Raw genomic sequence first — 12,544 nt, forward strand, 5'->3', positions numbered from 1 at the left:
ATAGCGTCCGGAGAATAGTATTTTCAACAACCCGAGCGAGAAAGCCTAAATTTGGTAGATTTCATTCGTCTATGGCGAGAAAAATAGAAAACTGTTCTCCGCCGGGCAAATCGCCGGAACCAACCTACTTGCGAGCGGGCGGTCATGGCGGCAAGTATGCGCAAGCTCCTGCCAAACGGGTTTTGACCAGCCCGCCTTGCGAAAGATCGCCGCCGATGACTGCTCCGCCCTCCGTCGCCTGGCCTCCCTCTCTCTGGGCCGCCACCGCCCAGCCTGGGCCTGTGCTCAGCGCGCTCCAAGGGGATGTCCAGACCGATGTCGTGGTGATTGGTGCCGGCTTTACCGGCCTCTCGACCGCGATCCATCTCCGCGAGAGCGGCGTCGACGTCACGATCGTGGAGGCAGCCGAGCCCGGCTGGGGCGCCTCGGGGCGCAACAATGGCCAGGTCATCCCGACGCTTGCCGGCCACGATCCCTCCGCGATGGTGAAACGCCATGGCGAAGCCGGCGAACGCTTCAACGCGGTGCTGCGCGACAGCGCTCAGTATCTGTTCGACCTCGTGCGGAAATACGATATCCCGGCAGAGGCTGAACAAGCTGGCTGGATCCAGCCCGTCCATTCGCCTGGTCGCTTCAAGCTCGCCGAAAAGCGCGTGCGCGAATGGTCGGCAATCGGGGCACCGGTCGAACTGCTCGATCGCGCCGCTGCGGCGGAGATGCTCGGGTCGGATGCCTGGTTCGGCGGCTTCTGGAATCGCACGGGCGGTCATATCAATCCGCTCGCGCTGACACGCGGACTGGCCGAGGTCGCGCTGAAGCTTGGCACAACCATCTATGCACGGTCTCCCGCCACCTCGATGAGCCATGCCAATGGCCGCTGGACGGTGAAGACCGCGCGCGGCTCGGTCACCGCTCGCGCGCTCGTGCTGGCGACCAATGCGTATACCGGCGAGTTCGAGCGCGATCTCGCCCCCGAGATCGCCAGCGAGGTCATCCCTGTTCTGTCCTGGCAGATGGCGACAAAGCCGGTCAGCGACAATATCGCCAAGACCGTCATCCCGGGCCGCCAGGCGATGTCGGACACGCATCGCGAACTCTATTTCGCCCGCTGGGACGCCCGCAACCGCCTTGTCACCGGAGGAGCGGCCGTGCTGCCGGGCGATGGCGGGGTCAATCTGCGGCCGCAGATCGCGGCACGGCTGAAAACACTCTGGCCGCAGCTCGGCGATGTCGAGTTCGACTATGTCTGGTCGGGCTATGTCGGGATGACCCCCGACAATCTGCTCCAGCCGCAGGTGCCGGGCTATCCGCGCATCCACCGTCTCGGGCCGGACGGCTTTGCCTGGGTCGGCTGCAATGGCCGGGCCGTTGCGCTGTCCATCTCGCTTGGTCGCGAGCTTGCCAGGGCGACGCAAGGCACGGCGATCGAGACGCTCGGCCTGCCCTTGTCCGAGCCAAAACCCCAGCCGTTCCGCGCGGTCGTGCGCCGGATCGCGCCGCTGGCGCTACCGCTCTATCGGCGGCTGGACGCGGCAGAGATCTAAGCACTCCTCGCACGAGGCTGGTGCGTGCGGCAGCACCCGCACCGATCGATCCGGAGCGCCGGCGCCATTTCGAACATCATCGCCCGGACGATGGCTCCGGGCGATCCTTGCTGAGCCAAAACGGCTCGTGGCCGATGCCCGCTCAATGAGCCGCCATGTCGAGCGGCGGTTCGATATCGTCGGTAATCGGGTTCTGGAACGGGTTCTCGGCGCGGAACGCAGCGAAATCAGCCTTGGCCGCCTTGAGCAGCGCCGGCTGGGACAGGACATCGACCGCGACGCCGGCCATGGCCTTGGCCGCAAGCGAGAGCCCCTTATGCGCCGCCGGCGCGAGGCCCTGGGCGACCAGCTGCCAGGAATGTCCGGGCGTGCCCACGGCATAGCAGGCGACGCGGCATTGCACGGTTGGAACGACCCAGCTCACAGTTCCAACATCGGTGGACCCCACGGAGAGGGCGGCGACATAGTCCAGCGGATAGATGTCGTCGCTGAGCGATTCCCCCTCCCGCACCGACAGACCGAAGCGGCCATAGGAGGCGCGGATATCCTCCTTCGAGAAGGTCTTCTGGAACTCTGCGGCGAAGGCGCGGTCAGCGGCATCGAAACCCGGCCCGCCGAGCCGGATGAGATTGGCGTGCATCGCCTCCTCGAGCGGACGGTTGCCCACGAGGTTGGCATCGCCCGACAATTGCTGCGCAACGACGGAAGTCTCCGTCATCAGAGCGGCGCCATCGGCGATCGCCTTGACCCGCCGCACCAGGTCCCACATCTCGCTGAGCGTCCGGGCGCGGATCAAATGACGCACGGTCGCCTGCGCCTGCACGACATTCGGCGCGATGCCGCCGGCATCGATGATCGCGTAATGGACACGCGCATCGCTCGGCATGTGCTCGCGCATGTAGTTGACGCCGATATTCATCAATTCGACCGCATCGAGCGCACTGCGACCGAGATGCGGCGAGGCAGCTGCATGGGATGCACGGCCCCGGAAGGTAAACTCGACCTCGACACAGGCAAGTGAGATCGCCTTGCTGACGCCGGTGAATGAGGAGGGGTGCCAGCAGATGGCGACATCGACATCGTCAAACAGCCCGGAGCGCACCATGAAGCCCTTGGACGAGCCGCCCTCCTCGGCTGGGCAACCATAATAGCGCACGCGCCCCTTGATGCCCTTCGCAGCCAGCCAGTCCTTGACGGCAGTCGCGGCAAGCAAAGAGGCCGAACCGAGCATGTTGTGGCCGCAGCCATGGCCATTTCCCCCCAACATGATCGGGCGTTGCTCGGCGACGCCGGCCTCCTGGCTCAGTCCGGGCAGCGCGTCATATTCGCCTAGGATCGCAATGACCGGACCGTCCTCGCCCGACTCGCCGATCAGTGCCGTCGGAATACCGGCGACGCCCTTCTCGACACGGAAGCCCTCCTTCCCGAGCATCGCGGCGTGTTCGGCGGCCGAACGCTCCTCCTGATAATTCAGTTCGGGCACGGCCCAGACGCGGTCGCTAAGCTCGAAGAAAGCCGGACTCTTGGCATCCGCCAACCGCCAGATCTCGGCGGTGTTCTGCTGATCGGTCATATCCTGCTCCTGGCTCTTTCCTGCCCATGCCGTCGCGCGGCCGATCGTCCGGATCGGTGTCGGCGCGAACCTGCGTCTCGCTGTTGCGACCAAACGCCCAGCGCGACAAGCCGGCAAGAAGCATGAGCACGATCGGGTCATGCAGCCAGCGCAGGATCCCGCACGGGCAGGAACGCGCCCGGGCCGCCGGGCGTCAGAAGAGGACGACGTTGCCCGTCTGGACGGCCGATCCTTATGCGGCGTGGCGCGTGGAGCCCTCGACGACAACATAGGGCTCGCCGCTAGACAGGCCTTCGACGCGCGCCCTGACGCCATAGACCTCGTCCAGCAGCGACGGCGTCACGATCTCGCGCGGCGCGCCGATCGCGACCAGGCGCGTCTTGGCCAGGACAAGGACCCTGTCGGCGACGCGCAACGCCTGATTAAGATCGTGGATCGAGATCAGGACGCACATGCCGCGGTCCCGCGCCAGTCGACGCACGAGCGACAGCACTTCGAACTGGCGATGCAGGTCGAGCGCGCTCGTCGGCTCGTCGAGCAGGAGGATGTCCGGTTCGCGCGCCAGCGTCTGGGCGATCGAAACCAACTGGCGCTGACCGCCGCTGAGTTCCCCAAGCCCCCTGAAGGCGAGATCCTCGATCTCGAGATCGCGCAGCACGCAATCGATCCGCTTGAGCTCGTCATCGCTGACCGACCATGTCCCGCCCTGCTTGAAGGCGAGCAGGATCGATTCGTAAACCGTGAGCACTGCGTTCACCGCCGTATCCTGCGGCAGGTAGCAGGACAACGGCGCGCGGCGCCCGGGCACGGAGCTCTCGCCGGAAATGCTGACCTCGCCCGCCCCTGGCACAAGGCCGGCAATCCGTCGGAAGAGGCTCGACTTGCCGGCCGCGTTCGGGCCGATCACGGCAACGACCTCCCCGCCGCTGAGCAGCGGTGTGGTCACTTCGCTCAGAACGACCTTGCGGCCGTAACGGACGCCGACCTCGCGAAGCTGCAGGCCGACTACCATGACCGCTTCCGATTGGTCAGGATCAAGCTGAAGAAGAACGGCACGCCGATGAGCGCCGTTACGATGCTGATCGGGAAGATGAGGCCCGGTATCAGCGACTTGCTGACGACCGAGGAGGCCGAGAGGATGGCGGCACCGGCGAGCGCAGATGCCGGCAGGAAGAAGCGCTGATCCTCGCCGATCACCATGCGCGCGATATGCGGGCCGACGAGGCCGATGAAGCCGATCGTGCCGACGAAGGACACGGGCACAGCCGCCAGCAGGCTGACCAGCAGCATGATCTCCAGCCGCAGCCGCCTGACATCGATGCCGAAGCTTGCCGCCTTCTCGTCACCGAGACGCAGCGTGGTAAGGGCCCAGGCGCGGCGCATGAAGAAGGGCACGCACAGGACAACCACGGCACTGGTGATCGCAAGCTTGTTCCAGCTTGCCTTCGTCAGGCTCCCCATCATCCAGAAGACCACAGCGCCGAGCGCCTGCTCCGAGGCGAAGAACTGCAGCAATGCGAGGAGGGCATTGAAGGTGAAGACCAGGGCGATGCCGAGCAAGATCACCGTCTCGGTCGTCACGCCGCGGGACTGGCTGAGCACATGGATCAGCATGGCCGCCCCCATCGCCGCGATGAAGGCGTTCAACGGCACGATATAATCGACGGCGAACGGCAGGATGGCGACGCCGAACACGAGCGCGAGCGCCGCGCCAAAACTGGCTGCAGCCGATATCCCAAGGGTAAACGGGCTGGCGAGCGGGTTATTCAGGATCGTCTGCATCTGGGCGCCCGCCATGGCCAGCGAGGCGCCCGTCACAACCGCCATCAACGCCACCGGCAGGCGGATGTCCCAGATCACGACGCGCACGGCAACCGGGACGCTGTCCGGCATCACGAGCGCACGCACGACATCGGACGCCGCATAGCGGGCCGGGCCGATCATCAGGTCGGCAATGAAGCTCAGCAGCAGCAGCAGAAAGAGCCCGGCGAGGATCATGCGCCGGCGCGCGTTCAGGGCGCGATAGCTCGCCCGCCCCCCGCCCTCGCGCACCGCCTCGGCAGCGGCGCCAGATATTCCGATCTCGCTCATCCCTTGGCCTCGACGGTCACCCAGTAGCCGGGCTGGTAAGGCAAGGGCAGAAAGCGCTCATGCAGGGCCTTCAGTGTGGCGTCAGCATCGACATCCCTGAACAGGTCGGGATGCAGCCATTTCGCGATCTCCTGGATCGCGACGAACTGGTAGGGGCTGTTGTAGAACTGGTGCCAGATGCCATGGACGCGGCCATTCCTGACGGCGGCCGTCTGCGCGAAGGCGGGGCGGCGCGACAGCGCAGCGAGCTTGCGGCGCGCCTCGATCAGGTCGACGCCGGGGCCAAGGCCGACCCAGGCCCCACCCGGGACATAGGCCTCCCAATTGCCGCCGGTGACGATGACGACATCAGGATTGGCGGCGACGACGGCCTCGGCATTGACCGTACCGAAGGTCCCGGGGATCAGGTCGCCCGCAAAATTCTTGCCCCCGGCGATCTCGACCATCTTGCCGAAATTCTCGTTGCCGAACGACATGCAGCAATCGTCGGAATAGCCCCCGGCGCGCTCGATCATCACGACCGGCCGCTTCAATGCCGTAGCCTTGGCAAGACGGTCCGTCACCAGCGAGATCTGCTCGGCCCGGAACGTGATGAAGTCCTCCGCAAGCGCCTCCTTGCCGAAGAGCTTGCCGATCAGCCGCATGGACGGTTCGGTGTTCTGGAAGGGCTTCTCGCGGAAATCGACATAGACGACGGGAATGCCGACGGAGGCGAGTTTCTCGACCAGCTTGGCCTCGTCGCTGGCGATCTTCGCCTCGACATTCAGGAAGAGAACGTCCGGCTTCAGCGCTATCGCCTGCTCGACGTCGAATGCGCCCTCCTTCATGCCACCGAAATTCGGCAGTTTGGCAATCGCGGGATAGCGGGCGAGATAGGCCTTGTAGCTGTCGGGGTCGGCTTTCGGCAGATCGTCCCGCCAGCCGACGACACGCTTGAACGGATCGTCCCTGTCGAGCGCGGCGACGAAGTACATCTGCCGCCCTTCGCCCAGGATCACGCGTTCGACTGGCGCGTTGACCTCGACCGCCCGGCCGAGAACATCCGTGACCCTGACCTTCTCCGCGAAAGCAGGCAACGTCGACGCGATGAGGCCAATGGTCAGAGTGGCTACTTGAATAACCCTGTGAAGCAATGCCATCACGCCACCACCTAAACCTCGTCTGAGCTGGGCGGCTCGTATGAAATGACACAAGGTCGGTCAAGGCATATCTTTTAGAATACATCCAATCTACTTGATTAAACGAATTCTAAAGTGAAGAACAGACCGCTCATTCACAAAACTTCTCGGCGCGAACCGAAGGAAAGACTTGTGAGACGCAGCGCAGCGTGGTGAAAGGTGCCGGAAACGGACCAAGACAAGGCGAATGATCGATGTCGACCACGATCGCAAATCGCAGCCTGAAGGATGAAATCCGGGACTATTGGTCCATCAGGTCAGAGACATTCGATACGACGCCAGGCCACGAGATCTTTTCCCTGGAAGAACGGCGCGCATGGCTCGCGCTTCTGTCGCGGCACCTTGGCACCGATCAGGGGCGCCGGGCGCTCGACCTGGCCTGCGGCACGGGGGTGATCTCGCTGCTGCTGTCGGAACTCGGCTTTTCGGTGACCGGCCTCGATCTCTCCGAGGCCATGCTGGCGCGTGCCCGCGCCAAGGTCTCGGGCAAGGGACCGATCAAGCTCTTCCTCGGCGATGCCGAGAATACGCTGGAGCCCTCGGATAGTTACGACGCAGTAGTCACCCGGCATCTTGTCTGGACCCTGCCCGACCCGCCGGCCGCCTTCGCCGAATGGCACAGGGTACTCAAGCCGGGCGGACGCGTCGCGATCATCGACGCGGACACCATCAACACCCCACCGGACAGGCGGTTGATCAAGTGGCTCGCACGACTTGTCAAACGCCTGAGCAGGAATGTGCCGCCTCCCCCACCTTATGCGGACACCCATGCAAGCATCCTGTCGCGCGTCTATTTTTCTGATGGGTGCCGCCCCGATGCCGTCGCCGAGTTGCTGAGGCAGGCAGGGTTCGAGGACGTCGTCGTCGACCGCGACCTTGGCCCGATCCACCGCGCCCAGGGTCGCTTCATGCCGCTCTTCCAGCGTCTCGAGCGCGCAGCGCAAAACCGCTTCCTGATCTCCGCACGCAAGCCGTCCTAAGGTGATTACCGCCTCCCCCGCACAGACGGACCTGGCAGGCGAAGGCGGCGGCATGCCCTGCGCCGCGTCCTGAGACGCGCCGCATTCGCCCCGACCCGGGCGAGCCAGCATCGTCCGAGCCCGCAACCTCAACATGAATGGCGGCTCGCCGCTCCGCGCCGCAGTCCGGCGAAAGGCTGGAACAGCGCCGCCTTGCGCAGTCGCTTGCCTCTCCGATCTGGCCGACGCCCGGTTGTGCGCAGCCTCGTCGTCGAACTCCCTTCCCTGGCATTCCTGGTCCTGTCGGCCTGACCGGGCTCGGCAAGGAAGCTTGACCTGCACCGGATCGAGCGCTGGGCGGGTCGGACTGCCTGCAGCTTCAACGGACGCACACAAGCCAATCAGGCAGGACCGCCGTTGATCCGGCACTCCAGGGCCATAGCGCCTCGTCCGAGCGCATTCCACCCTCAATCCTTAACGCTTGTTGACTCTTCGGTCAGGCGCGATATTGTTCCTGTTATTGCAACTCAAGTTCCATTTTATGGAACTTTTCTGGACTCACCCGGATGTCCATTCTGTCGGCGGCCGTCGATGTGCTCCGTTGCTTCTCCAGCACGCGTCACGATGTGACGGTGACGGATCTCGTTTCCTTGCTTGGAATGCCGAAGAGCAATGCGTCGCGACTGCTGCGGGCGATGCGCGACGAGGGGCTGCTGGAAACGGTCGGCGACAGCAAGCGCTACCGCCCCTCCCTGCTGCTCAATCAGGTCGGCCATATCTACCGCTTCGCCGCCTCGCTGATCGACCGGGCCGATTCCGTGATCGGGCGCATCTCGGACGAGGTCGGACATACCGGCTATATCAGCGTGCGGCGCGGCACCGACATCGTCGGCGTCACGGCCCATCCCGGACGGCACGCCCTGCGCGTCGTCACGTCGATTGGCGATCGAATTGCCGCCTTCGCGTCCAGCACCGGCCGCGCCCTGCTCGCCCGCCTTCCCGACGACGAGGTCCGCCGCCTCTATGCCGGCGGTTTCGAACCGCCGTCCGATACAGCCCCGCAGGGCCTCGACGAACTCCTGGCGCGGCTCGCCGTCACACKACGCGAGGGCTACGCCGAATCCCATGACGAGGCGGTCAGGGGCGTGCGCGCCATCTCGGTTTCGGTCGGCGATCCGAGCACCGGCGACGAAGTCGCGCTCTGCATTTCCTTCCCGGCAGCKACCGTCACGCCGGAGGAGCGCCTCGCCATTATCCGTTCTCTGGGAGAAGGCGCCGCCGAGATCGCGGCGCTGACCCGGGACCCGCTTTTCTTTCCCCTACATCCCTCAATCGCGGAGACAGCTCCATGAGCAATCGTTGGCGCATCGGCTTCGATATCGGCGGCACCTTCACCGATTTCATCCTTTATGACGGCCAGGAGCGCTCGGTCCTGCTGCACAAGCGCCTGACCACGCCGCATGATCCGTCCGAGGCTGCCCTGATCGGCCTTGGCGAACTGACCGAGATGGCCGGCATCACGCTGGCCGATATCGGCGACATCGTGCATGGCACAACGCTGGTGACCAACGCGGTGATCGAGCGCAAGGGCTCCAAGCTCGGCCTGATCACCACGCGCGGCTTCCGCGACATCCTCGAAATGGGCACCGAGCAGCGCTATGACATCTACGATCTGTTCCTGACCTTCCCGGAGCCGCTGGTCTCGCGCGAGCTTCGTCTCGAAGTCGCGGAGCGTATCGACCGCGACGGCAAGATCGTGACGGCGCTCGATGCAACCGCGGTGCGTGCAGCCGCCAGCGAGCTGGCCGCTGCCGGCTGCGAAGCGATCGCGATCTGCTTCCTGAACAGCTACCGCAACTCCGCCCATGAGCAGGAAGCCGGCCGGATCGTCCGGGACGCCTGCCCCGAACTCACGGTCTCCCTGTCGAGCGAGGTCGTCGCCGAAATCTGGGAGTATCAGCGCTTCGTCACCACCGCGGCGAACGCCTATGTCCAGCCACTGATGCGGCGCTATCTGGAACGGCTGGAGCGCGAACTCGCAGCCCGCTCGTTCACCGGCTCGCTGCGGTTGATGCATTCGGCTGGCGGCCTGGTCTCCCCCGAGACCGCTCGCACCTTCCCGATCCGCCTGCTCGAAAGCGGCCCTGCCGGCGGCGGCCTTGCGACAGCCTTGTTCGGCGAGCTCGCCGGCCACAAGGACGTCATCTCCTTCGACATGGGTGGCACCACCGCCAAGGCCTGCATGATCGAGGACGGCCGCGCTGAGATCGCACCGATGCTCGAAGCCGGTCGCGTCAACCGCTTCGCCAAGGGCTCCGGCCTGCCGATCAAGGCTCCCGTCATCGACATGATCGAGATCGGCGCCGGAGGCGGCTCGATCGCCGCCATCGACGAGGTCGGCCTGCTCAAGGTAGGCCCGCACTCGGCAGGCTCCGACCCCGGCCCGGCCTGCTACGGCATGGGCGGCACCAAGCCGACCGTCACCGACGCCAATCTGGTGCTCGGCTATTATGATCCGGGCTTCTTCCTCGGAGGACGCATGGCGCTCGATCTCGCGGCCGCGCGCAAGGCTGTTGCCTCGGTGGCGGAGCCGCTCGGCCTCTCCGTGGAAGAAGCAGCCTGGGGCATCCACAAGGTCGTCGTCGAAAGCATGGGCGCCGCGGCGCGTGTCCATCTCGTCGAGAAGGGCAAGGATCCGCGTCACTACGCCATGGTCGGCTTCGGTGGGGCGGGCCCGGCGCACGCCGTCGATGTCGCCCGCGTGCTCGGCGTCCGGCAGGTCATCATTCCGCCGGCCTCCGGCGCGGCTTCGGCGCTCGGCTTTCTCGCCGCGCCGCTCTCCTTCGACATGGTGCAGTCGCTGCCGGTCGAGTTCTCGGAGGGCTTTGACGCCCAGGCCGTCAACACCGTGCTCAGCGAGCTGGAGGCGCAGGGCCGCAAGCACCTGCTCGAGGCCGGCGTGAAGCCAGCCGACATCACGGTCGAGCGCTCGGCCGATATGCGCCTCGTCGGCCAGATGCACGATATCGCGGTGACGTTGCCGGCCGGCACGATCGATACATCGAGCCTGGACGCCATCCGCGCTGCCTTCGCCACCACCTATTCGGCGCGCTACACCTCGGTCTACGAGGGCGCCCGTCTCGAGGCGATCAACTTCCGCGTCCGCTGCGCCGGTCCGGTGCCGAGCCTCTCGCTCTCCGGCGCGGCCGGCGGCGGCGATGCCGGCACCAAGGTGAAGGGCACTCGCCAGGCCTGGTTCGAGAGCGGCTGGAGCGAGGCGACCGTCTATGATCGCTACGCGCTGCGGCCGGGCGACTCCATCAAGGGTCCCGCGATCATCGAGGAGCGCGAAGCGACGACCATCGTTCCTCCCGGGGATACGGTTGCGATCGACCAGGTACTTAACCTGCTGGTCAGCGTCGGGCGGGCCAGCGCCGCCGAGACCACGATCAGCGCCGACATGCCGCTGGCTGAGGCCGCGCGCCGGATCGAGGCCGACCCGATCTCGCTGGAGATCATGTGGAGCCGCCTCGTCAACGTCGTCGAGGAGATGTGGCTGACCGTCTGCCGCACGGCCTTCTCGCTGGTGATCTCCGAAGCGCAGGATTTTGCCTGCGAGCTGCTCGACCCCGAGGGCGAGACGCTGGCTCATTCGCCACGCGCCATGCCGGTGTTCAACCTGACCCTGCCGCGCGCCGTCAAGGCGCTGCTCGAGCGCTATCCGGCCGACACCCTGAAGCCCGGCGACGTTCTGATCACCAATGATCCCTGGCTCTGCGCCGGCCATCTCTTCGACATTGCCGTGGTCACGCCGGTGTTCCTGGGCGACCGCGTCGTCGGACTGATGGGCACTGTCGGCCATGTCTCCGATATCGGCGGCACCAAGGACAGCCTCAGGGCCCGCGAGATCTACGAGGAAGGTTTCCAGATCCCGCCGATGAAGCTCTACGAGGCTGGCCGGATCAACGAGACACTCGTCCGCCTGCTGGGCGAGAACGTCCGCAATTCCGAGCAGGTTCTCGGCGATCTGCACTCGTTCGTCGCGGCCAATGCGATCGGCGCCGAGCGCCTGCAGTCCTTCCTGAGCGATTACGGCATGCAGGATCTGCGCGCCCTCGCCTCGGTGGTGCAGGACCGTTCCGAGAAGGCCATGCGCGAGGCCATCGCCGCGTTGCCGGACGGGACCTATCACGGCACCGTCTCGAACAACCCGCTCGGCACGCCGATGACCTATCCGCTGGCGCTGACGGTCAAGGGCGACACGATCCATCTCGACTTTGACGGCGCCCCACCGCAGCTGCCGCAGGGCGGGCTCAACTGCACCCTGAACTACACAATGGCGCATGCGACCTACCCGCTGAAATGCATGCTGACGCCGAATGTCCGCGGCAATGCCGGCTGCTATCGCGCCTTCTCGATCGACGCGCCGAAGGGCTCGATCCTGAACTGCGACAAGCCGCTCGCGGTCAACCTGCGGACGCGCACCGGCTGGTACATCGCGCCGAACATCTTCCGCGCCCTGTCACAGGCCGCTCCGAACCAGGTCCAGGCCTTCACCGGACTACCGGTGGCGGCGAGCGTCTATGGCCGGGACCAGGCGGGTGATACMTATTCCGACATGCTTTTCGTCGGCGGCGGCCAGGGCGGCTCGGCCCATGGCGACGGCAAGTCCGGCCTTCTCTATCCGACCTCGGCCGCCAACACCTCGATCGAGACCTTCGAGGCGCGCGTGCCGGTGCTGGTCGTGGAGAAGACCTATCTCACCGACTCCGGCGGTGCCGGCGAGCATCGCGGCGGCCTCGGCCAGCGCGTCCGCCTGCGCAAGCTCTCCGATGACGGTCTCCCGACGCTGGTCTCGCTCTATCCGGAAGGCGTCAACAACCCGATCCCGGGCCTGTTCGGCGGCAAGGCCGGCGGCGGAGCATCAGGGCGGGTCATCGATGAGCAGGGCCATGTCCTGAAGGATGTCGGGACGGGCGACCTCGTCCAGGTCAAGCATCCCCATGAGATCGTGGAACTCGTGCTCGCCGGCGGCGCCGGCTACGGCGCGGCGGCGGAGCGCTCCCGCGACGCCATCGCCCGCGACATCGCACTCGGCCTCGTCTCACCGGAGGCCGCCAAGCGCGACTACGGGGTCCAGACCGGCCATGCGACGCACGACGTCGGCGAGGCCAAGGCCGGCATCCTTGTTGCCTGACG

At 65.8% G+C, this 12,544-nt stretch carries 8 protein-coding genes; 4 read left to right on the forward strand and 4 right to left on the reverse strand.

Annotated features, from left to right (window positions below; genetic code table 11):
- Nucleotides 1-215 precede the first annotated feature (215 nt).
- The gene (locus AC1DIO_RS06310; protein ID WP_441505915.1) at nt 216-1,544 is read left to right on the forward strand and encodes an NAD(P)/FAD-dependent oxidoreductase; all 1,329 of its coding nucleotides are present in this window, start codon (nt 216-218) and stop codon (nt 1,542-1,544) included.
- A 142-nt stretch (nt 1,545-1,686) separates the two neighbouring features.
- On the opposite strand, the gene AC1DIO_RS06315 is transcribed toward AC1DIO_RS06310, so the two are convergent.
- The 4 genes from AC1DIO_RS06315 to AC1DIO_RS06330 all read right to left on the reverse strand — a co-directional run bounded on the left by AC1DIO_RS06315 (nt 1,687) and on the right by AC1DIO_RS06330 (nt 6,347).
- Nucleotides 1,687-3,117 carry an amidohydrolase gene (locus AC1DIO_RS06315; RefSeq protein WP_441505916.1) on the reverse strand — a complete coding sequence of 477 codons (1,431 nt, stop codon included), beginning with the start codon at nt 3,115-3,117 and terminating at the stop codon, nt 1,687-1,689.
- 232 nt (nt 3,118-3,349) lie between these two features.
- Nucleotides 3,350-4,129 (reverse strand): ABC transporter ATP-binding protein, encoded by a 780-nt coding sequence (locus AC1DIO_RS06320; RefSeq protein ID WP_476770952.1) that lies wholly within the window; start codon nt 4,127-4,129, stop codon nt 3,350-3,352.
- Entirely contained in the window at nt 4,123-5,208 is a 1,086-nt protein-coding gene (locus tag AC1DIO_RS06325) for a FecCD family ABC transporter permease (protein ID WP_113515844.1), read from the reverse strand. Before AC1DIO_RS06325 ends, AC1DIO_RS06320 begins: the two co-directional genes overlap by 7 nt.
- Nucleotides 5,205-6,347, reverse strand: a complete 1,143-nt coding sequence (locus AC1DIO_RS06330) for an ABC transporter substrate-binding protein (RefSeq protein WP_441505918.1) — start codon at nt 6,345-6,347, stop codon at nt 5,205-5,207. Before AC1DIO_RS06330 ends, AC1DIO_RS06325 begins: the two co-directional genes overlap by 4 nt.
- Nucleotides 6,348-6,580: 233 nt before the next feature.
- Here AC1DIO_RS06330 and AC1DIO_RS06335 point away from each other — a divergent pair, with 233 nt between their 5' ends.
- From AC1DIO_RS06335 to AC1DIO_RS06345, 3 genes are all read left to right on the forward strand, one after another.
- A complete protein-coding gene (locus tag AC1DIO_RS06335) occupies nt 6,581-7,366 on the forward strand; it encodes a class I SAM-dependent methyltransferase (RefSeq protein ID WP_441505919.1) in 786 nt (261 codons plus the stop codon).
- A gap of 545 nt (nt 7,367-7,911) precedes the next feature.
- Entirely contained in the window at nt 7,912-8,697 is a 786-nt protein-coding gene (locus AC1DIO_RS06340; protein ID WP_476853254.1) for an IclR family transcriptional regulator, read from the forward strand.
- Entirely contained in the window at nt 8,694-12,542 is a 3,849-nt protein-coding gene (locus AC1DIO_RS06345; RefSeq protein WP_476823408.1) for a hydantoinase B/oxoprolinase family protein, read from the forward strand. Before AC1DIO_RS06340 ends, AC1DIO_RS06345 begins: the two co-directional genes overlap by 4 nt.
- Nucleotides 12,543-12,544: the final 2 nt, after the last annotated feature.

The organism is Allobosea sp. 05T439, from assembly GCF_056396005.1.